The sequence below is a fragment of the Pediococcus parvulus genome (genome assembly GCF_964063155.1).
Classification (GTDB): domain Bacteria; phylum Bacillota; class Bacilli; order Lactobacillales; family Lactobacillaceae; genus Pediococcus; species Pediococcus parvulus.
Genome location: NZ_OZ061292.1, coordinates 1,041,493 through 1,062,999, shown reverse-complemented (window position 1 = coordinate 1,062,999; position 21,507 = coordinate 1,041,493). Strand labels below are relative to the sequence as shown.

The 21,507-nt window shown below is 37.8% G+C and carries 25 protein-coding genes; 9 read left to right on the top strand and 16 right to left on the bottom strand.

Going from position 1 to position 21,507, the window contains the following annotated elements; all coding sequences use genetic code 11:
• Positions 1 to 54: 54 nt before the first annotated feature.
• The 9 genes from AB3217_RS05180 to AB3217_RS05140 all read right to left on the bottom strand — a co-directional run bounded on the left by AB3217_RS05180 (position 55) and on the right by AB3217_RS05140 (position 8,293).
• The gene (locus AB3217_RS05180) at positions 55 to 1,167 is read right to left on the bottom strand and encodes an NADH-dependent flavin oxidoreductase (RefSeq protein ID WP_260266889.1); all 1,113 of its coding nucleotides are present in this window, start codon (positions 1,165 to 1,167) and stop codon (positions 55 to 57) included.
• A gap of 71 nt (positions 1,168 to 1,238) precedes the next feature.
• Positions 1,239 to 1,622 (bottom strand): MerR family transcriptional regulator, encoded by a 384-nt coding sequence (locus AB3217_RS05175; RefSeq protein ID WP_057782627.1) that lies wholly within the window; start codon positions 1,620 to 1,622, stop codon positions 1,239 to 1,241.
• Positions 1,623 to 1,797: 175 nt separating this feature from the next.
• Positions 1,798 to 2,844 (bottom strand): zinc-binding dehydrogenase, encoded by a 1,047-nt coding sequence (locus AB3217_RS05170; RefSeq protein WP_367365770.1) that lies wholly within the window; start codon positions 2,842 to 2,844, stop codon positions 1,798 to 1,800.
• 235 nt (positions 2,845 to 3,079) lie between these two features.
• Positions 3,080 to 3,865, bottom strand: a complete 786-nt coding sequence (locus AB3217_RS05165; RefSeq protein WP_068807496.1) for a glucose-1-dehydrogenase — start codon at positions 3,863 to 3,865, stop codon at positions 3,080 to 3,082.
• 13 nt (positions 3,866 to 3,878) lie between these two features.
• Positions 3,879 to 4,739, bottom strand: a complete 861-nt coding sequence (locus AB3217_RS05160; RefSeq protein WP_367365769.1) for a GRP family sugar transporter — start codon at positions 4,737 to 4,739, stop codon at positions 3,879 to 3,881.
• Positions 4,740 to 4,819: 80 nt separating this feature from the next.
• Positions 4,820 to 5,170: a cyclophilin-like fold protein gene (locus tag AB3217_RS05155; protein ID WP_057782619.1), complete on the bottom strand. Its 351-nt coding sequence runs from the start codon at positions 5,168 to 5,170 to the stop codon at positions 4,820 to 4,822.
• A 195-nt stretch (positions 5,171 to 5,365) separates the two neighbouring features.
• Positions 5,366 to 6,094 carry a carboxymuconolactone decarboxylase family protein gene (locus tag AB3217_RS05150; protein WP_367365768.1) on the bottom strand — a complete coding sequence of 243 codons (729 nt, stop codon included), beginning with the start codon at positions 6,092 to 6,094 and terminating at the stop codon, positions 5,366 to 5,368.
• 114 nt (positions 6,095 to 6,208) lie between these two features.
• Positions 6,209 to 7,372: an MFS transporter gene (locus AB3217_RS05145; protein ID WP_367364933.1), complete on the bottom strand. Its 1,164-nt coding sequence runs from the start codon at positions 7,370 to 7,372 to the stop codon at positions 6,209 to 6,211.
• A 327-nt stretch (positions 7,373 to 7,699) separates the two neighbouring features.
• Positions 7,700 to 8,293, bottom strand: coding sequence for a TetR/AcrR family transcriptional regulator (locus AB3217_RS05140; protein ID WP_367364934.1), 594 nt, complete (start codon positions 8,291 to 8,293; stop codon positions 7,700 to 7,702).
• 173 nt (positions 8,294 to 8,466) lie between these two features.
• Here AB3217_RS05140 and AB3217_RS05135 point away from each other — a divergent pair, with 173 nt between their 5' ends.
• Entirely contained in the window at positions 8,467 to 8,901 is a 435-nt protein-coding gene (locus AB3217_RS05135; protein ID WP_367364935.1) for a MerR family transcriptional regulator, read from the top strand.
• A 193-nt stretch (positions 8,902 to 9,094) separates the two neighbouring features.
• On the top strand, positions 9,095 to 9,964 hold the full coding sequence (locus AB3217_RS05130) for a DegV family protein (RefSeq protein WP_367365767.1): 870 nt from the start codon (positions 9,095 to 9,097) through the stop codon (positions 9,962 to 9,964).
• A gap of 50 nt (positions 9,965 to 10,014) precedes the next feature.
• Here the strand turns inward: AB3217_RS05130 and AB3217_RS05125 are convergent, their stop codons facing one another.
• Positions 10,015 to 10,491: a MerR family transcriptional regulator gene (locus AB3217_RS05125; protein WP_057782608.1), complete on the bottom strand. Its 477-nt coding sequence runs from the start codon at positions 10,489 to 10,491 to the stop codon at positions 10,015 to 10,017.
• A gap of 89 nt (positions 10,492 to 10,580) precedes the next feature.
• On the opposite strand from AB3217_RS05125, the gene AB3217_RS05120 reads away from it, so the two are divergent.
• Complete coding sequence (locus tag AB3217_RS05120; protein ID WP_367365766.1) at positions 10,581 to 11,294, top strand: SDR family oxidoreductase; 714 nt, start codon at positions 10,581 to 10,583, stop codon at positions 11,292 to 11,294.
• 118 nt (positions 11,295 to 11,412) lie between these two features.
• On the opposite strand, the gene AB3217_RS05115 is transcribed toward AB3217_RS05120, so the two are convergent.
• Positions 11,413 to 12,240: a TMEM175 family protein gene (locus AB3217_RS05115; protein ID WP_057784883.1), complete on the bottom strand. Its 828-nt coding sequence runs from the start codon at positions 12,238 to 12,240 to the stop codon at positions 11,413 to 11,415.
• Positions 12,241 to 12,506: 266 nt separating this feature from the next.
• Entirely contained in the window at positions 12,507 to 13,058 is a 552-nt protein-coding gene (locus tag AB3217_RS05110) for a sugar O-acetyltransferase (RefSeq protein ID WP_260289554.1), read from the bottom strand.
• Positions 13,059 to 13,258: 200 nt separating this feature from the next.
• Here AB3217_RS05110 and AB3217_RS05105 point away from each other — a divergent pair, with 200 nt between their 5' ends.
• On the top strand, positions 13,259 to 13,474 hold the full coding sequence (locus AB3217_RS05105; protein ID WP_057784884.1) for a DUF378 domain-containing protein: 216 nt from the start codon (positions 13,259 to 13,261) through the stop codon (positions 13,472 to 13,474).
• Positions 13,475 to 13,876: 402 nt separating this feature from the next.
• Here the strand turns inward: AB3217_RS05105 and AB3217_RS05100 are convergent, their stop codons facing one another.
• Together AB3217_RS05100 and AB3217_RS05095 are read right to left on the bottom strand one after the other, a co-directional pair.
• Entirely contained in the window at positions 13,877 to 15,631 is a 1,755-nt protein-coding gene (locus AB3217_RS05100; RefSeq protein ID WP_367365765.1) for an ABC transporter ATP-binding protein, read from the bottom strand.
• A 29-nt stretch (positions 15,632 to 15,660) separates the two neighbouring features.
• Positions 15,661 to 16,215: a MarR family winged helix-turn-helix transcriptional regulator gene (locus tag AB3217_RS05095; RefSeq protein WP_068805592.1), complete on the bottom strand. Its 555-nt coding sequence runs from the start codon at positions 16,213 to 16,215 to the stop codon at positions 15,661 to 15,663.
• Positions 16,216 to 16,405: 190 nt separating this feature from the next.
• On the opposite strand from AB3217_RS05095, the gene AB3217_RS05090 reads away from it, so the two are divergent.
• The 3 genes from AB3217_RS05090 (at position 16,406) to AB3217_RS05080 (ending at position 18,100) form a co-directional block, all read left to right on the top strand.
• Positions 16,406 to 16,726 (top strand): helix-turn-helix transcriptional regulator, encoded by a 321-nt coding sequence (locus AB3217_RS05090; RefSeq protein ID WP_057784887.1) that lies wholly within the window; start codon positions 16,406 to 16,408, stop codon positions 16,724 to 16,726.
• A 21-nt stretch (positions 16,727 to 16,747) separates the two neighbouring features.
• A complete protein-coding gene (locus tag AB3217_RS05085) occupies positions 16,748 to 17,356 on the top strand; it encodes a CadD family cadmium resistance transporter (RefSeq protein ID WP_057784888.1) in 609 nt (202 codons plus the stop codon).
• Between the two features lie 264 nt (positions 17,357 to 17,620).
• Entirely contained in the window at positions 17,621 to 18,100 is a 480-nt protein-coding gene (locus tag AB3217_RS05080; protein WP_057784889.1) for a hypothetical protein, read from the top strand.
• Positions 18,101 to 18,392: 292 nt separating this feature from the next.
• Here AB3217_RS05080 and AB3217_RS05075 read toward each other — a convergent pair whose 3' ends face one another.
• Positions 18,393 to 18,701: a multidrug efflux SMR transporter gene (locus tag AB3217_RS05075; RefSeq protein ID WP_367366123.1), complete on the bottom strand. Its 309-nt coding sequence runs from the start codon at positions 18,699 to 18,701 to the stop codon at positions 18,393 to 18,395.
• A 150-nt stretch (positions 18,702 to 18,851) separates the two neighbouring features.
• Complete coding sequence (locus AB3217_RS05070; RefSeq protein ID WP_057784891.1) at positions 18,852 to 20,171, bottom strand: MATE family efflux transporter; 1,320 nt, start codon at positions 20,169 to 20,171, stop codon at positions 18,852 to 18,854.
• Positions 20,172 to 20,381: 210 nt separating this feature from the next.
• On the opposite strand from AB3217_RS05070, the gene AB3217_RS05065 reads away from it, so the two are divergent.
• Complete coding sequence (locus AB3217_RS05065; RefSeq protein WP_068805577.1) at positions 20,382 to 20,732, top strand: DUF2200 domain-containing protein; 351 nt, start codon at positions 20,382 to 20,384, stop codon at positions 20,730 to 20,732.
• A gap of 106 nt (positions 20,733 to 20,838) precedes the next feature.
• Positions 20,839 to 21,492: a TetR/AcrR family transcriptional regulator gene (locus tag AB3217_RS05060; RefSeq protein ID WP_057784893.1), complete on the top strand. Its 654-nt coding sequence runs from the start codon at positions 20,839 to 20,841 to the stop codon at positions 21,490 to 21,492.
• Positions 21,493 to 21,507 lie beyond the last annotated feature (15 nt).

The following is a 21,507-nucleotide window of genomic DNA, read 5'->3' as shown; positions in this document are numbered from 1 at the left end:
TGGTTATTTTACGATTTAAGCAGAAAACATACGAAATATGCAAAGCAATCATCCCTACTTCGTAAATTGAAAACCAAATACTCCTAAATCTTTAATCTTATTAAACATTGACTCAGGTAATTTGATTGACTCAATTTCACTGGCTGATAAATTCAAAGACAGGTTTTTCTGCTCAAATAAATCAGGATTGGCAACCAAAGCAGAACCCACCGCAACTAAATCTAAACCATCGGCCAGTCCAACTGCCATCCTTTCCAATGAATTAAACGAACCAGCTGCAATCAAAGGAACCCGATGATTCACTAGTTTTGAAATTCGTTGAATAAACGGTTCAGTATTTGTACTATTATGCTCATGGTCACTTAATGCATCCCCTAATGAAAGATGTAAATAACTAACTTGTTTAGCAACCAAATTTTCAATAAGGGGTTCAGTATCATTTAAACTCAACCCATCATTTTCTCGTTCTTCGAGGCTAATTCGATAGCCAATGATGAAGGAATCGTCCGCATACTTCGCAGCAACTTTTTTGACTTCATCAACTACAGCCATTGCGAAACGTAACCGATTTTTTAAACTACCGCCCCACTTGTCATCACGGCGATTATAATGCGGTGACAAAAAATTTTGGATCAAAAACCCATGTGCACCGTGAATTTCAACACCGTTAAACCCAGCGTCAATTGCACGTTTGGTGGCAGAGCCAAAATCTCTGATAACCTGTAGTATTTCTGATTCTTCCAAAGCTCGTGGCGTTTGCTCAGGTGCAAAAGCAGTTTTGTATGCCAAAACTGCACTAGCACTGACCACATCCTGATTTGAAATAAATTCTGGTAGAGCTTTATTGCCAGAATGATTTAATTGCAAAACAGCTTTAGCACCACCAGCCTTGATTGCTGTGGCTAACTTGGTCAATCCAGGAATAAACCGATCTGCATACACGGCCAACTCGTTTGCAAAACCAACACCATTTTCTTGAACGTGACTTGACCCTGTAATTACCATGCCAACACTTTTGGCACGAGCACCATAATAGGCAACTTCTTTTTCAGAAACTGTTTGATCATCATGACTGGACCACGTTGTCATTGGTGACATCACAATATGATTTTTTAAAGTTACCTGATTATTTAAGGAAAATGCTTCTTGTAATTTTAAATTATTCATTTCTATATCCTCTTTTCTGTATTCCAACATAGAAAAGAATAAACCTTCAAGTCGTCTTGAAGGCAAGTGTTTTATTTCAATTTTTCGGATATCCGTTCCATTTGTTTAGCATGTTGCTCATAAGTTGCAATTTTTGTATCGAGAAAATCATGCGTATTTTGTAGTGCCTGCATCTTTTGCTCTAACACGTGCTGTTGCTCAATCAAAATTTGTTTGCGTTGCTCCTCAGTTTGTTCACCCTGTTGAGCTAAAAGCGCATACTCTTTTAATACGTCAATTGAAATGTCTGTTTCACGCATGCATTTTGCAAAATTTACCCACTCTAAATCAATCGCATCATAATCCCGATAACCACTAGAATTTCGATGAACGGGCGGAATTAGTCCCACTTCCTCATAGTACCTTAATGTTGGTGCGGGTAAATCAAATTTTTCACTAACTGTTCGAATATTCACATTAATCGACCTCCATTTATTAAAACAAAAAAGCCAACAAAATTGTCAGCTTTAACTTAATTGCTGTCATCATAATAAAACAAGATCAGAGAGATTCCTAATTATTGAAATAACATTTTACGTTTTATAACAAACAAGCTGGAGAAAAGCAACTTTTTCCCAGCTTGTTCAAAAATTAATCAGAAACAACTACCATTGCCTTAATTGTTTTACGATTTTGCATGTCTTGATAGGCTTGGTTAATATCATCCAAACCGTATGTCTTAGTGAAGACTCGACCAGGGTTAATATTACCATCAAGAACGGCCTTAAGCAGAAATTGTTTATCGTAAGTCGTTACTGAAGCCGAACCACCGGCAACTAAGATATTTTGCGCAAATGTTGAACCTAAAGCATGGTTATTATAATGTGGAACACCCACGTAACCAATTCGACCACCATTATGCAGCACTCCGAGTGCTTGTTCAATAGCAGCTTGCGTGCCAACACATTCAAGAGCAGCATCCGCACCGCCACCAAGAATCTCACGAACTTTGGCAATACCTACCTCGCCACGCTCAGCAACAACAGCAGTAGCTCCGGATTGGAGTGCTATTTGTTGACGATCTTCGTGACGACTCATCAAAACAATTTGTGAAGCACCACGCAATTTTGCCGCAATCACCGCACATTGACCAACGGCGCCGTCACCGATGACGACCACTTTATCGCCCTTTTGGACATTGGCACAACGCGCCGCATGATAACCAGTTGGCATCACATCAGCTAAAGTTGTAAGCGATTTGATCATTCCTTCTGTGTAATCAGATGGTTGTCCAGGAATTTTGATCAAAGCCCAGTTGCCATACTGGAAGCGAATATATTCTGATTGAAAACCATTAGACCAGTTCGTCCCACCTTGGTGACGATCACAAGTCCCATCAAAGCCAGCCAGACAAGCATCACATTCTCCACAACCATGGGTGAAAGGTGCAATCACAAAGTCACCTGGTTTCACAGTTGTAATTGCCGAGCCAATTTCTTCAACAATACCAATGGCTTCATGACCATCATTAATCGAATGTGCTTCTTTGTTGTCACCATGCGCATAAGCCCATAGATCAGAACCACAAACACAAGCTCGAACGACTTTGATGATCACGTCATCATCAGCCTGAAGACTTGGTTTGTCAACATTTTGTACTGTCACTAAACCGGCCTTTTCAAAAATTGCAGATTTCATAAGTATCACACTCTGAACAATCGAACATTCGTAAGTACCGAATTGCTCGATGCTCAATTCCTTTCAAATTTAATATACTTCTTTAATAACATTAATTTTTACACCTGTCAAAATTTTAAAAAGTTACTCATAAACAAGAGACTAAACTTTCAAATTAATACCAAAATGTTCAACAAGTCTCTTAGCATATTTCATATGATCAAAACTCATTCTTATTTTAATTTAAGATATGTGTTTAACCTTGACCATCCTTAAATGCTGGATATAAAGTCATCCCACCATCAATAAATAATGTAATGCCTGTCACATAACTTGATTCGTCAGAGGCCAGCCAAGCTGCGCCGGCGGCAACCTCTTCCGGTGTACCAATGCGATTCATTGGCACCATTGAAACCGTTTGATCATATTGTGCTTTATCAGCGAATTTTTTAGCATTAATTGGCGTGTTGATGGCACCAGGACCAATGGCATTGACGCGGATACCATCCTTGGCGTATTCCATAGCAATTGTTTGCGTGAATAACTTTACGCCACCTTTTGCAGCTGCGTAACTAGCAAATGTTGGCCAAGGAATTCGTTCATGAACCGATGACATATTGATGATATTACCTTTTTTATTGTGAGCTTTGAAATAAGCTAACGCTGTCTTCGATCCCAAGAAGACACCAGTTTGGTCAATGGAAACGACTTTGTTCCAAGCATCTAATGAAAGTTCGTGGGTTGCTGATTTGATTTCCATACCGGCGTTGTTGACCCAGACATCTAGGTCGCCGAAGTTATCTAGAGCAGCTTGTAATAATGCTTGATTACCTTCTTCAGTAGAAACATTTGCTTGCACGATAACAGCTTTACCACCATTTGCAATTACCTGGTCAGCAGCCTTTTGTGCCCCAACCGGATCGCTATTATAATTAACGACGACAGCCATTTTTTCTTGACCAAAACGGGTAGCAATCGCATTCCCAATGCCTTTAGATCCGCCAGTAATAACCGCGACTTTTCTCTCTAAATCTGTATACATTTTAAGTACCCCCTTAAATAACTGTTGTAATAATTGCACCAACGACAATTAATACTAACCCAATAACAGTAAATCTCAGTTCACGCCGACTCTTCCTTTCATGTAAGAACACCATACCGCCAACGGTCGAAATAACAACAGACAATTGTGAAACAACAAAAGCTGTATTTACACCATTATCATGAACAGACAGAATATAAGTGATCGCTGCAAAAGAAAAAATGATGCCAGCTAGTAAGCTTTGCCAACTAGCCTTTTCCCGTAACACTTGCGGTTGTCGCGTAAAAACGATATAAATCAACACCGCCAACACCATACCAACCGACTTTGGCAAGAAAATTGCTAAACCAGAGGCCACCATTGCTTTAGGAATTGAGTTATATACCAGAAAACCAATCGTTGTCAAAATTAACATAATCAAAGTACTAGTTTGACTTTTTTGTTGGTCAATTTGAACACCATGATCATGAATAGCCGTCATGAAAATACCGATAATTAACAGTACAATTCCAACAACACCAAGAATTTTAGCGTTAACTGCGCCCCATTCACCAAACAATAACACGCCAATCAATGATGTGCCGATCAACTGTAATCCGGTAGAAATTGGCATTGTCTGAGAAACTCCAATTGCCCGATAAGCGTTGTATTGGCCTAACTGACCGATAATCCAAAACGCACCGGCTAATGCTGCCAATACAAAATTACTGACTGAGATTTGTGGACGCAAAATAAAGTAGACAATAACACTCATAAGTAACGTACCAAGCGCAGTTCCAAAAATTTGATTCACTGGTCGCCCGTTGACCTTAGCAACTGCTAGAGGCAAGATTCCCCAAGCAATAGCTGGTAGCAACATCATAAGAAGACTCACAGCCGCACCTCCATTTATTAATTACTCAACTTTCTAAGTTCATACTAATACCTTACAGTAACTTTAAGTCAAGTATTAAATTAATCATTACTCAATTTGACAGTCAATTCAGACTGGGCGTCCCGCAATAATCTGACAAAAGTTGACTCTAATTCACCTAAGTAAATCATCTTAAAGGGCGTAATATCAGCGTCCTGCAACTGAAAAGAGAGGACATTCCAATCCTCATAATAATATAATCCACCAGCATGAATTTGTGCCGTTGTTGTTACGCCAACAGTTACCGGCTGAAATGCTAGTTTAGCATAGTACTCAATGTCTCCCCGACGCTGCAACGTTAACGTTTGTGGAAACTTTTTTTGAATTGCTGCAGCTGTATGATTCTTCTCGGGTTCTAATGGATATGCGGATTCATTAAATGTGATTTTCATTGTCAACTGACCTTTCTGGTTAAAACTTATTTAATTGCTTGATTATCTTAGCAGGTGTAACTACTACAATACTAGTCGCCAGGATTTTTTGTTTAACAACACCACCAGTAGTAACACCTTGTACCGTACTTACCTTAATTTTTTCAGTTTAAGCTTGCTTTTCCGGTAAAACTTCATTTAACAGACTCAAAGCCGTCAAACTACGTGGATAACCAATAAATGGTAACAACACAATGGTAACAACACAGTGACGACTGAAAGCAGCGTTTCCTTGCTATTACCTACGTTGGCATTAGCCGCAATATGACCTTTAGCTTGAGGATCAGCGCCACCCATGGAAATCAGCATGGCAAAGGTCAATAATTCCCGTGTTTTTACGTCCAAACCGTTACGGGTATAAAAATCACCAAAACAGTTATCAGCTAAAAATGTAGCGAAATGTTTTTGACTGGCTGGTGCGGTTTTTAACATATTATCAACCGTATCCCCAACTATTCCTCTGACCGTTGCCAAACCTTTTTCATAACGATTATCTGGATCTGTTGTTGCTTGACCTTCAAGTGGCAATTTGATCCCGCGTTCCGTCAATACTTCATTGGTTGCTTGCAAGAAATCAAAGACTTTACCTAAACCAGCATAAGGTACTGCCTGATAAACAATTTCCTTAGCTTCAATCGGTGTTACGCCAATATTTAAAGCTCCATTCAACATGGCCTTATATTCATTGACACATTGCATAGCGATCAATGAGGCTAGGGTCACCTGCATGCGTAATTTTAAATCTAGATCCTGATACTTTAAAATTTCATCAAAAGTGAAATTATCGAAAACTTCAATAAATTCCGGATCGGTTTGTTTCAGTGTTGAAACCAAGCCAGGAAATAAGTGTTCATGATTTTGTTGTGCCGTTTTGCTAATTGCCATAATTTTGACCTCCAAAAATTAATTTGTTTTTAATTCAAAGCTAGCTTATACCCTTGCAGTTACTGTAAGGCAACCTTTAATTATCTTTTTTTAAATAAACATTCATCCGCAAAATTATTTAGCCACATTGGCTGACCGTCGCCAACTAATAAAGGCAAAGACCACCGCTAAAATGACAAATACCAGCGTATTGAGCCAGAACAAGTTTTGGATACTGGCAATGTGCAAACTATTTTGTAACAACAAAGCGGTATAAGGCGATAAAGAGCCAGCTAAGTTGTAGGCAATCAAGATCAGTGACGTTGCTAAAGTATTGCCGCTACCTTCTAAATTGACGGCGTTTAGAACCCAAGGGAAGAATAAGCGTGCGCCGATTCCAGTCAAAAAGCCACCAATTACTGTTAACCAAGTCGCATTGGAAACTGCAATGGCCACCATTGCCAGCGTTAATGCGGTAAAGGCAACAATCAAAATACGATCCTTTAACCAAGTGAATAAACGGCCAAATAGTAGCCCACCAAGCATGGCACCAAGACTTAAGGCTAAAATTACGTAGCTCGCTGAAGTCGCAGTACCGTAACCTGCACTGACCATCAACGTTGGAACCTTGATCCCCATGATCATGTAAAAAGTGATCACAATAAAGGTCAAAATGAGATAACCAAAAATTGCTTTCGGTAAATGAGAAGACTGCTGCGCCGTTTTTTGTTGTGGCTGCGCCTTAGGAATACGTGGCACAAACAGTGCAAACATTACAAATGCTGGTACCGTGATCACATAGGCCCAAAACGACATATGCCAATTAAAACGGACTAATTGGCCCGCGATAAAGGTGACTAAAACGCCACCTAACCCTTCAAAAGTACTTTGAAAGCCTAAAGTTTGTGACCGTTCTGACCCTTGGAAAAAGTAGCTGATGATACTGACCAATAAAGAATTGAACAGCCCCACCCCAAAACCAAATGCCGCCCGTGATAACATCAATAAGGGAAAGCTGGTGATCATAATTGGCGCCAAACCAGCAATCACTGTAATAGCAACCCCGACTAAAACCGTCTGTTTCAAACCAATTTTACGAGCGACCCAGTTACTTAATAAAATTGCGATCAATAAAAATAATGATGGAATCGTCGTCAATAATTCAATTTGAGCTAAAGGTACGCTGGGAAAAGCTTTCGCTAATACCGGAATATTCGCATTGATTGCCGGTGCCGAAGCTGTAATCACCGACACCAATAAAATCGATAATTTAGTTAATACTTGTTGTTGCTTAGTCATTTGTAACCACTCCTAACCATTTTTTAATTGCGTTTGTTGCGGCTGTATAACAATATCGTGTACCGTATAATTAGCGTATATGGCTGTACTACCCACTACCTCATAACCATACCTATTTGTGAATATTGAGCTTACGCTTCGGTATTATCTGCTACGAAAAACATAATCAATGTCTGTGCACTACGCCATGGTGCTACATGAGCATTAATATTTGTGACATTGCAAATGAGGCACGACCTTTCAATAAACTCATCAGTAATTCTAACAAAAAATGACTAATGGTCATATTTAGACATTAAGTTAACCGCCAATTTCTGGCGGTTATTTTCACTTTTTAACTAAATACGGTCCTAATAAACTGGGTAATTGTAGCGCGCAAAAGCGTTTAACCGTAGCAACTGGATCAAGTGTTTCCGACGTAATACACCAGGTTAAAATTACGCCATATAATTGAGTCAACAATAATTGAGCTAACTGATGAACCGGTGTCGCGATTTTCAATTGGTTAAGATCAATTAGTTTCATCAACAGGCGCTCAAAGGATTGGACATCAAATTGCCACTTTGCATTGTTAGCAGATGAAGCGCTGATATAACGTACCCACTGGCGAGCCAACCCGATTTTAGAATCTGCAATCACGGTCATAAAATCAACTAGATACCGCTGGATATTAGACAGTGGATCATCATTTGTTAACTCGGTTGTCCGAGCTGTAATCGGGGCAAAACGCTGCTTACTCAGTTCAAAAATCAGGTCTTCCTTACGGTCAAAATAATTGTAAAAGGTGCCCTTTGCAATACCACTGGCCTTAACGATCGTATCAACCGAAATATTCTCGTAACCATGTTGCACGATCAACTGATTAGCCGTACTGATCAACTTTTTCCGTGTCGCGATCGCATTATCTTCACGTTTTCCCACTTCACTCACCTCAAAAATTAGTATACAATAGTTTAGTTTAAAAAACAATGACTAATAGTCATCTATTATAATTGAATTTTTTCCCATTGATAACGTTTATAATCAAATTTTGCACAGCTTATTGCAACGGTGAGTTACAATTAAGTTATAAAAATTTAGGACGAGGTGTAAAAATGAATATTAAAGAAGCTAGCAAACAAACTGGCGTTTCTTCTGCTGCCATTCGCTACTATGAAAAAGAACTATTAATTCCTGCAATTGATCGTAGTGACACTGGTAATCGTGAAATTGATGCCCGAATTATTCGCCGTATCAATTTCGTTAAAAAGATGCGGGCAGCCGGGATGACCATCGAAAATTTACGGCGTTTCATTGAATTGTTTGATTCAAAGAATGATACCAATAAGGAACAAACTGCATTGTTGAAAGAACAATTAAATGACATGGAAAAAAAGCGCGATGATCTACAATTGGCCATTGACCATTTACACTACAAACTGGATCATTACTATGATCACGTAGTTGCGTCAGAAAAAGAATTACAGGACTTAGATCGGCAACACGAAGAACAGGTTGCCAATTCTACTAAAATTAAATCAAATTTTTAGCATTTACGACCTAGGAAAACGACCAGCAAGACATCTCAATTTTGCTGGTCGTTTCCTTGGTCTACAGTATCCTTTAGTAACTCTAAACTATATACTTTTACAGTCTTTCAACTTCATTACAATTGATTGCAATTGCCTTTACCTACACAATGAGCGTACAATGTGACGGTAACTATAAGCAAGGGAGAACATCATGTATCAGTTATTAACAGATTCAGCCGTCGATTTACCTTATCAACTTCTGGCTGATAATAATGTAAAGTTTGTGTCCATGCACGTCACGATTGGTAGCTCCGAATATACGGATGATTTAGAACACCATTTCAATTTAACTAACTTTTATCAAAAAATTAGTCAGGGTATCATGCCATCAACAACTCAAATTAATATCGGTCAATTTATTGAATTTTTTAAACCTTATGTAAAGGCCAATATACCTATCTTGTACCTTGGCTTTTCGTCAGGCCTAAGTGGTACGTTTAATAACGCCCAACAGGCAAAGAAAATGTTAGTGCACGCCTATCCAAATGCACAAATCTATCTAGTTGATTCTCTGGCAGCATGTTGTGGTGAAGGCTTGATGCTTCTTGACGCGATTGATCGGCAAAATTCAGGCATGAAAATTGATGAGCTAGCTAACTGGCTGATTAATAACCGGTTGCATTACCGTCAGTGGTTTACCGTGGATGATCTTAATTATCTATATCATGGTGGTCGAGTTTCGCGAACCTCAGTAGCTGTGGGATCACTTTTACAGATCAAACCAGTGATGGATGTTGACACGCGTGGTCATTTACGACCAGTTAAAAAGGTTCGGTCTCGACGGCGGTCTCTAGAAGCCCTTGCTGCAAATACCGTCAAGGAACTTGAAAACAAATACGACCCCAGAATTCTTATTGCAACAAGTGCTGATGATAAGGCTGCCAGAATTGTTCGGAATCATATTTATAAGCTTGTCCCAAATGCACAGATTTTGTTAGAACATATTGGGCCTACAATTGCCAGTCACACTGGTTTGGGCTGTGTTGCAGTTTTTTCATTTGCAAAAACAAAACGTCAATAATAGGAAAAAAGACTGTGAAAGTTTTACAACTTTTCAGTCTTTTTTTAACTTTATAAATCAATCAGATCATGAATATCAGAAGTTTCTCGCAATTTCTCTTTGTACTGATCGTGAGTCGTTGGATCCACAAAATTGGTTCCGGGTGTAAAATGAATGGCTTCCGTGCCGGCTTCCACAGACGTTTTATAATACCATTTTTTAAATCGCAAAAAATCCAATCGAGCTTGCATTTCTTGAACCTTTTTTTCTAAAACTTGTTCCTCATTATCAAGATAATCATAACGTTTTTTTAAAGTTCCATCACCTTGCAAACACATATTAATAAACTTAGCAATGTCTTTAACAGGTACCCCACTCTTCTTCAAGCACTGTATAACTTCCAAAAAATTGAAATCATTATCCTTAAATTTTCGTCTTCCAGCTTCATCACGATCCACAAACGGTAAAAGCCCCTTTTTATCGTAAAACCGTAATGTTGACGGATTAGTACCAATTTTTTCGGCAGCTTCTCCAATTGAATATCTCAAAATATTATCTCACTTTCATTTGACCTAAACCTCTGTTTAAGTCGTATTCTAACCTAGAATCAAGAAATAAAAAAGAGGAGATTTTATTTATGACTAACAAAACTTGGCTTATTACCGGAACTTCAAGTGGGTTTGGTAAAGCTCTAGCAACTTTACTAGCAAAAAAAGGTACTGTGAATTTAGTCGCGACTGCACGTAATATTGAAAAATTACACTACTTAGATGAATTTAATCATGGTCAGATTCAAAAACTAACATTGGATGTGACAAATCAGCATGAAATTCAAGCCGTTGTTGAAAAAACAAACACCATATTTGGCAAAATTGACATTCTGGTAAACAATGCTGGAATTGGTCGTACGCTTTCAATCACCGATACCACAATGGCGGATTACGATTTAGTCATGGATACCAACGTAAGAAGCGCCTTTGCCTTCACAAAACAAACCGTCCCTACAATGGTAAAACAACATGATGGTCAAATCATTATGGTCTCATCTGTAACTGGAGTTGTGGGTCATGCTGATGAAACTGCCTACACTTGTAGCAAGTTTGTCCTGCGAGGCCTAGGACAAGCATTAGACAAAGAATTATTAGATAAAGGTATCAGAACCTGTGTTTTCTGTCCTCATGCTGGTGCCACCGAATTTGAGGTTGGCTTTGGTAGAACCAAAGAAGGTGTTGCTAAATCTGGCTTTTTGACACCAGAAGATGTTGGCCAGGCTTTATTAAGTGTTTGCACACAAACTAAAAACTCACGCATCGTTGAATTACGATTAGCATCAAATAACGTCAAGTATTAAAGCAGAATGAACTATTGGGTACAGCGTTCTGTCCGCTGGTTTCAACCCTTGCTAATAGGGTTTACAAATTAAATAAGGAGAGGAAAGCTTTTTTGAATTCTTTCTTCTCCTTATTTTTTTAGCCTTTTCGATTCTGCTGAGAACGCACACTATAACCCCGTTTCATGTTACTAACATCCATCCCGCTATCCTTAAAAAGAACTCGCATTTCATGCGCCATTTCTTCTTGCCAGTTGGGATTAGTTCGCCTTTGATGCGCATACTTTTGCCCAATTTCACGTTGTTTTTTCCGAAATTCACGTAAATCACCACTTGAAAACTGCAAATACTTATCCTGATTTGTTGGTGAAAGTTGCGTAACTTCTTCCAAATCTGAATGATCATCCCGATTAAACACAAATGAAATCAAAGGTAAGGTTAAATAACACCACAAAGCCCACTCAGGCTTAAAATACGCCAAGACTAAGACGATAACATTGATTAATCCTAAGAAATTGCTATGATTCAAATAGATTTTATCAAATATTTTTCGGATGTCATTCATATCACTGTATTTTTGATGAATGACCGCATAACTAACTAGCATAAATAATCCATTTACAATAAACGTCAAAATTCCATAAGCCATGACCGTGTGTCGATTAGTATCCACCGTAATTAATTTAGTGAACGTTGGTGTCAGAGATAGAAAAGCTAAGAAAATAAATTCTAAGATAAAAACATGATTGTTCATAGTCTGTGCATCATTAAATAAAACGGAATGCTGATACCAGATATTTGCGACAAAACAAAAGCTAATGAAAAAAATTCCGATGGCTTTACCAAATTGCAGATATTCCGTTAAAGAATCATGTTGAGGCATTGGTAATTCCAATACCATAATTGTAATGATAATTGCAATAACTGCATCGCTGAACGCATCAAGTCGTTCCTTCAGTTTTTCCATAACAAAAACTCCTCGTATTAATCCAATAAAATGATACATCAAACCTATCCAGAAAACTAGTTGTTACATAAGTCAATTTTTTTGTAGAGGCCGGGTCAAAAATTATATTTTTATTGCGTTTCATTATATCTTCCGAATATTATTTCTAAACCAAAAAAAAGCAGATTCTTTCGCCTAGTTACGACTAACAAACCAAAGTACGGATCATTTGTTAGTCTAAGCTATGCTCAGAATCTAACCGCCTTTTTCCCCACTCTCTAATAAAATTAGAGTGATTTAATCTTTTTGGCTGGCACACCACCAACTAAAACATTATCAGGAATATTCTTGGTCACAACTGCTCCAGCAGCAATAATCACATTATTACCAATTGTCACTCCTGGCATAATTGAAACTTTGCCACCAATCCAAACATCATTACCAATCGACACGGGAGAGGCTTTTGCAAGATACATACGGCGGCCTTCCGCTGTCATAGGATGATTAACCGTGTAAATATCAACATTTGGTCCAATCATAACATTATGGCCCATATTAACTGGCGCAATATCAAGGATTGTCAAATTGTAATTGCTTAGAAAATCTTCACCAACATGAATATTTTTTCCATAATCACAATTAAAATTGGCTTGAACCGAGACTCTTTTTCCTGTGGATCCAAAAATCTCTTTGATTTTATTTGTTTGCGCCTGTGGATCGGTTGCTGAAATTTCATTAAATTCTTGGCACAGTTTTGCCGCCCTGGCCTTTCGTTTGGCAACATCCTCGTCTAAAAAATAGTATTCTTCTCCAGCCATTAATTTTTCTAATTCAGTCATATCTTTCACCTCACAGATCAGAATACCACTTAAACTAAGGTTTAAGTCTAGCCTATTTTGAAAAGTCGTTTCTATCCTTTCAAGCTTGTTTAAAATAAAACAATTTTGAGTTTTTAACTTTATTTTTGCAACAAGAAATTGTTAAACTTAAGTTGTTCCATAAAGATCAATGCTAAAAAACAGAAAGGAGAGACTTCGTTATGAAAACTATTGATAGCATCGCACTGGGATTATTGATTGTTGGTGGTCTAAATTGGTTATTAGTTGGACTATTCAACTTTGACTTAGTGGCAACTATTTTTGGTGGTCAAACCGCCATCCTCTCTAAAATTATCTACATTGTCGTTGGAATTTGTGCATTATATGCATTGAAATTCTTCCCGCTGATTATGAATACTGTTAAGCGTGAAGGCTAAAAAGGGCTAGATTAGTGAAGTGCAAAAATTAGACGTTTGCATAAATTTTAAGTAACTACGGCTTGTTTCCGATAATGAATCGGCGATAAGCCTTTTGTTTTTAAAGAAATCCTTTCATAATTGGCCACAAATTAGTCCTTGGGTACGTTAAACTAAATATCGTTTGATAGTGATAAAGATTTTTCTTAGTTCTATATCTAAAATACATAAATTGATTACCTTCAAAAACTCGGCAGTTAGATAGCTCAGATCCTCCAATTATAACCTATTTTGTCTAATCTCAATCCCAGTTGAAATCTTTTCTTTACGGCTTCAATTCCTGGATTTAAATTAGTTAGCGATTCAGATTGTTGTGGCATGACTCAGCCTCCCCATCTTCAATAAGTTTGTTTTGAACCTAATTTAACCTGTAAACTGATTTTCTACATATTCGTGATATAACGGCAATGTTTTAATCAATTCTTGGTGGGTACCATGTCCAGTAACTTCGCCATTTTCAATAAAATAGATCTGGTTAGCATCTACAATCGTACTCAATCGATGTGCAATCACAAGCGTGGTTCGATTATGCATAAGTTTTTCTAATGCTTTTTGAACCATCATTTCCGATTCTGAATCTAAACTTGCCGTTGCTTCATCAAGCATTAAAATCTTTGGATCTCGAAGAAATGCCCGTGCAATGGCAATCCGTTGCCGTTGACCACCAGAGATTTTAATACCCCGTTCGCCAACTTGGGTATCCAACCCCTTTTCCATTTGAGAGACAAATTCCTTGGCATACGCCATTTCAAGGACATGCCAAAGCTGATCATCGGAATATTTTCCGTTAAGCCCATAAGTCAGATTGTATCGAATGCTGACACTCATTAATTCTGCATTTTGACTAACTAAGCCAATTTGATTTCGCCAATCGGTTAAATTGATATCTGCAATTGAAACGTCACCAATCTTCATTTCACCTGAAGTTGGTCGATAATAACGCTCTAGCAAGCTAAAGATAGTCGATTTACCACCTCCAGAAGGTCCCGCAAATGCAACGACCGTGTTTGGTCTTGCCACAAACGATACATCTTGAATAGCCGCCTTCCCTTTTTTATAGGCAAAATTCAGGTGACTCACCCTTAAAGATTTCCCCTGCGCATCTAGTGGCTGTCCTTCATTTTGAACCTCCTCATCAACGGTTAAGAGCTCTTGAATACGGGCCGTCGAGCCACTGGCTTTAGCCATACTGGTGAAAAATTGTCCCATAGTCGCAAATGGACCAACCATTTGAACCAGATACATAAAAAATGAAATCAAAGTCCCAAAACTCATCGTTCCCTGGGCAACCCGACTAGCTCCATATACGAGAATCCCAATCATCATTCCCATCATCACCATTTGCATCACTGGTCCAGAAATAGAATCATAAATAGCTTCTTTCAACCCAATATTATAAAGTTTCTGGATTTTTTGATTTCCAGCGTTTTGCTCAACCGATTCGGCAGTGGAAGCTTTGACTAACCGAATCTCACCTAGTGTTTCGCTAACTTCACCATTAAAATCTGCCAAAGTGTCTTGACGCGCATGGGAAATTTTTCGTGCTTGATTCGCAATTGGCATAACGCACAAAATAACCAAAGGCACACCAATAAACATAATTAAAGTCATTTTCCAGTCCATTATTAGCATTAAAACTAATGCTCCAACTAATTGAAGAATTGAGGTCACCATGTTGGGAACCGAATTAGCAAGTAAATCCTTAACCTGTGAAGTATCATTTACCACCCTAGAAGAAATCTCACCAGATTTGGTTTCGTCAAAATAGTTTACTGGTAGCACCAGAATTTTACGCCATAAAAACTGCCGCAGGTTGTTCACAACATTTTCGCCGAAGAATCCTAAAACAGCACCTGATCCAGAACTAACGAGTGCACTCAAAACAAACAGGACAATCGTCCAAACAACTAATTGCATGTTAATTCCACTTTGCAACTGATTGATCAATCGTTGGGCAACTTTTGGCACAATCAATTGCATCCCAGTTGCAATTAGGCCAAGAAATAGCCCTAGCCCTAGTTGCCAAAACCGTGGTTTGATTTTAGCAATTAATTGCACAAAATTTTTAAAATTAAATTTTTGAGAGTGTCCCACAAGGTTTGTATTCATGTTTCGCATTTTGTTATATCTCCATTTATATAGTAATTTTAATCGTGATTGTAAAAATCAAAACCGTGCGGAAATCTAGGATGACCCATTCCCTTAAAGCTTCGTCTCGTGTTAAGAAAATCATTACGACGTTCTTCCCACTTTGGTTCCTTACTTTTTAAGTCACTAACTAATTTTTTTAAAGAATCACTTAGCTGTTGCTGGTCATTGTCTGACAATGATTCAAATAATGAATCAAAGAAATCGTTTTTAAGTTGCCGCGACTTGATGATCGATTCACGACCTTCATCAGTGAGTGAAATAAAAGTAACCCGTTTATCATCAGGTGACTCCGCTTTTTTGACCATGCCACTTTCTTCCAACTTGCTGACTAGCACACTGGCAGAACTAGGACGAATATCTAATTCCTCTACAATCTGTGAGTTCGTTAATTGATCTTTCTCCAACAAGAGCCGCATGACACGCTGTTGTCCTCGTTGATTAAATTGTGGATTATTCTCTTCTTGTGTGCTTCTAATTGCCGCTGCAACAAATACTTTTTGTTGAAATAAATGGCCAAATAAATTTAATAACTCTTGTGTATTTTTTTTCATGTTCAATACCTTCTTTTTTATTTAGTTAGTTTGTGTTACCAATTAACTAACAAAATACAGTCTAACTACTTAGTTAGTACATGTCAACAATAAACTAACTAATAAAAATTTTTTTTCATATTAAACGATCGCCAATTGGATTTGCTGTACACAACATATTAGGATACACTAATATGTAGGAGATGATCCCATGACTATTACCCAACAGAAATTGATTCATGCCTTAAATAATGAAGTTAGATTAGCAATTCTAGAAACTTTAAAATCGGGTTCCAAAAACGTAACTGAGTTGACGGAAAAAATTAATTCTAGTCAATCTAATATTTCTCAACATTTAGCCTGCCTTCGTGACTGCAAACTAATTACCCAGAATCGACGCGGAAAATATTACTATTATCAATTAGCTACTCCAGAAATCACCCATCTTTTAGCCGAAATGGATTTGGTTATTAAAAGTTTAAACTGGAAAAACAACGAGGTTTCGGTGGCTTGCAAAAGTGACATGCCCTAGTCCACATGAAAGGAATTTTGAATGTTAACATTAATTTTTTCTGGAGCGACTGCATACATTTCAACCAGCATTGATTATTTAGTTATTTTAATGCTCATTTTTTGCCGAGCAAGTTCAAAAAATGAACGGTTAACTGTGTATCTCGGTGATTTACTTGGAACCTCCGTTTTAGTAATAATTTCTCTTATTCTAGCCTTTGTCCTGCATTTTATTCCCGCTACTTGGCTGCTTGGAATTTTGGGACTTATTCCAATAATTATGGGCATGAAATTAATAGTAAATGGCGAAGAAAATACAGATACAGTTGTGAATCAAAAACTGAACGCACGGCGAGGTTTTCTCTTAAATGTAGCCATGATCACCATTGCCACATGCGGTGCTGATAACATTGATATTTATGTGCCTTTCTTTGTGACGTTGTCAGTTTCAGGTATACTGATCGTATTACTCACATTTACTGTAATGCTAACTATTTTTTGTTATCTTGGCTATTTGCTGGTAAAAGTTCCCGTTATTGCCAAAAGTTTAGAAAAGTATGGCCGATGGATTACTGCAGCTGTATATATTCTGCTTGGTCTTTACATCATGTTTGAAAGCGGTACTTTTAATAAACTGTTCTCAATTTTGTAACTATTTTTAGTGAGATTAAAACGGTCACCTAGGTATGTACAAAACTGCCTTGATGGCTTTTTTGATGTCAATTCGCACATTGAATTTTTAAGCGTACCTAAAAGTGATAAGGCTCTTTACTTATTTTTTGTATGAATGAATACTTGCTTCATCAAATTAATAATTAATTTACCTGCCAAGGAGGTAAACATTATGAATAAAAACTTAATTGGACTACATCATATAACAGCAATTACTTCCAGCGCACCAAAAATATGAAATTTCATGATCGAAATTTTAGGGTTACATTTAATTAAGAAAACAGTAAACCAAGACGATATTCGCACCTATCATTTATATTTTACAGATGACATGGTCAAAGCCGGCACTGATATAACGTTCTTTGATTTTCTTGGAATTCCTAAAGGTAAACAGGGTAAAAATGGAATTACCCGGCTCGGTTTCCGCGTTCCTAACGATAAAGCATCGGAGTGGTGGCAAGACCGTCTCGATAAATTTGAAATTAGCCATGATGAAAGTAAAACGCGTTTTGGTGCCAAATATTTTTATTTTTACGATTTTGATGATCAACAATACCAATTAGTTTCCGAAGAAAAACCATGGTGTTGCTGGGGGAGATCCTTATCGACACAGCCCAGTGCCCGGAGAGTACGCAATTCGTGGTGGTTTAGGACCTTCGTTTGGCACCATAGACTATCCCGAAAAACTAAATCAAGTTCTTACCGAAGTTATGAGCTTTACTAAAATAGCCGAAGAAATAGGTAAAACTTTGTATGAGTTACACGACGGAGGTCACGGTTCGCAAATCATCACTGAGACAAGTGTCGTGCTCCCCGATCAATTCCAAGGGTTTGGTACCGTTCATCATCTGGATTTGTTGATCGCTTTTACTTTAAATCAGAATATTTTCGTCCTGGCCGAGGCATCCTTATTAGAAAGATCTTGTGTATGAATATGGAGCATATTTGCCAACTCTCTTATATAATGAAAGTAAACTTACACTATTCTCTTACCTAGATGGCAAGTAACTCATTTCTTACGCACTAGTAATTTTGATACCAATAATGCTGACAACTAGCAACCCAACAAATAGCCAAGTTAATGGTGTTAAACTATCATGAAATAAAATAACTCCTATCACAATACTACCAACCGCACCAATCCCCGTCCAAATTGGATATGCCAAACTGAGCGGTAATATTTTCGTGACTCTAGCGAGAAAGTAAAAACTTAATAACATTCTAATTACGGTTGAAATGGTAAAACCAACTTTAGTGAATCCCTGACTAAATTTCATGGTTGTCGCCCAGACCGTTTCAAAAAGTCCAGCAATTAATAATTCTATTCAAATCATATTTCCCCTCCAAAAAACGCAACCCTAAACTTCTTCAATTGACCTTACGAAGTTTAAAATTGCGTTTCTGCACCCGGTGGCACTTTTATTTTATTTGTGTATTCAGTGTAACATGTCAGCCGCCTAATCAAAAATAAATTGTTACGCTAAAATTTGTTTGTAGAGCCAAAAACCAATTCCAAAGGTCAAAATGTCGGCAACTGGTTGAGCCGCAATCACACCATTATAACCAAATATCCCTGCTAACAAGATAATGACTACTGCAAAAACGATTCCTTGACGTGAAATGGACATCACTAACGCTCCCATCGCTTTGCCGGCTGATTGAAAGATCGTTGTAAACACCAAAACGGCCCCAATAAATGGGGAAGTAATCAAAAGTAAACGCAACATGACCGTCCCCATTTTGATAATTGTAGTATTATGCATGAACAGCGCCATCAACTGTGGTGCAAAAATCATCAAAATAGCCGCACAGATTAAAGCGTACACAACTTCAACCATAAAATCGAATCTTACCACTGCTTTAAAACGAGCCTGATCACCAGAACCATAATTGTAACCAATTAATGGCTGAGCACCAAAAGCAAATCCCACCATAATTAGCATCACAACCATGTATATTTTTAAAACAATTCCCATGGCCGCAATTGCAGTTGCCCCATAAGGCGCTAAGTAATTGTTTAACAGCATCACTCCAAAACTCTGCATAAAATTAGTTAAAGAGGCTGGAATCCCAATACTTAAAACATCCTGAACTGCTTTTTGGGGAATATGAATCTTTTTAATTGAAAGGGAAAGAATCTGACAATCTTTTACCATGAAATATACCAATAGCGAGGTATTCAGAATATACCCAATTACGTTGGCTAGCCCAACACCTAGTGCTCCCCAATGAAAGACAAAAAGAAAAAGAGGATCCAAAACAATTGTCAAAATGGTCCCAGAAAGTGTAGCCACCATTGATTTGGTGGCTAACCCTTCCGTTCGGATAATGTTACCTGGAACTAATGAAACAATGATGAAAACTGATCCTAACGCAAGCATTCGGTAAAAATCGGCCGCATATTGATAAGTTTGGGAGGTCACACCCATTAAACCAAGGATAGGACGTTCAAAAATCAGCATTAGAATTGTTAACACAAGACTAAACAGGATAGAGCTGTAAAAACAAAAGCTGCTTAGATGAGCACTATCTTCGTGCTGTTTTTTACCAAGCATTCTGGAAATTGCCGCACTCCCACCTAAACCGAAAATATCGCCAATGGCAAGCATAAACGAAAATAAAGGCGTTCCTAAAGCAATTCCCGCAACTAAATTTGCATTACCAGTTTGAGCCACAAAGAAAGTATCGACTAAATTATATATCATGCTTGCAACCATCCCTAAAACAACTGGAAGTGCAAGTTTCATATAAACCTTAGGTATTGGTGCATGCGCAAATAAATAGTCTAAATTCATAAATTCTTCCCCAGTTTCATAAAAAAATCCCCAGCCAAATTGGCTCAGTACCTTGCCAACTGTCTTGGGGTCACTTATTTTATTGTCTTTTTCAGGTTAACACCTCATTTTTCGTTTGTCCATTATTTTTGAAACCGTTTCAAATGCAGTTAATGCTGGAATATGTTAAATTTAGAGTGCCAAATTTGCAGACCCAGAGGGAGGTTTAACATGAACAATAACCGCTTATTTCAAATGCCGTTTAGTAAAATTTATGCTTTGTATAGTCAGAAAATCGGAAAAAAGGGACGTCAACAATCTGAACTTGATGCCGTTATTTTTTGGCTAACTGGTTATAATCCCAATACGCTCCAGCATGTCCTTGATTCCGACATTCCTTTAAAAAGCTTTTTTGAAGACTCACCAAATTTCAATCAAAATGCTAAGTTAATTACTGGATTAATTTGTGGGTATCGTGTGGAAAATATTGAAGATCCCTTGCTTCAAAAAATTCGTTATCTTGATAAGCTTGTCGATGAACTTGCCAAAGGTAGAAAGCTAGACACTGTTTTGCGGAAATGATTTTCAAATTTGAATTTGGTGAAATTTAATTGGATAATCGGATTCAAATATTGTAGCATGGGAACGGAGCCTTAAAAGCAAAATCACAGGAATTGAGTTGAATGACATGAACACAAATGTTTTTTCGAATTATCGCAACTGGCTGGACGCACAAAAAATACCTAAAGGGAAGAAAGCCGTTTTACTTTCTGCTTTAACCCTCTTCGCAGAATTTGGCTTTAATGGCACTTCAACTGCTAAGATTGCTCAAACTGCAGGCGTTAGTCAGGCTACAATTTTTAAATATTTCAAAACCAAACAAGATCTACTAATCGCAATTTTGCAACCAATCATCCAAAACTTCTTTCCGGTTTATCGCGATGATTTTTTGGCCGAATGGCAGAATTTTAATACTCTGCGTGAATTAGTTCATTTTATCATTCATGATCGCTATCGTTTCCTAAAAGAAAATTCAGATGCATTTACAATTCTTTTGTCCGAAATGTTGACCAACCAAACGATTCGTCGGTTATTTCAAAAAATTCTTCAGTCTTCTAAACCAATCTTCGTCAAGCAATTTCAAAAAAAACTCCTTCAAAATGGTGTGCGCAAGGATCTAGACAGTTTGGCCGTCTTTCGAACCCTTTTGGGTCAACTGCTCACCTACTTTTTACAGCAGAAATTTGCCCCCCAGATTAAGGTTAATGAAGAAAACGATCTAAAAGAGATTGAAGATCAAATTATTCGCGCAATCAGCGACCAAAAAAGAGAAGCCAATTGACTTCTCTTTTCATTT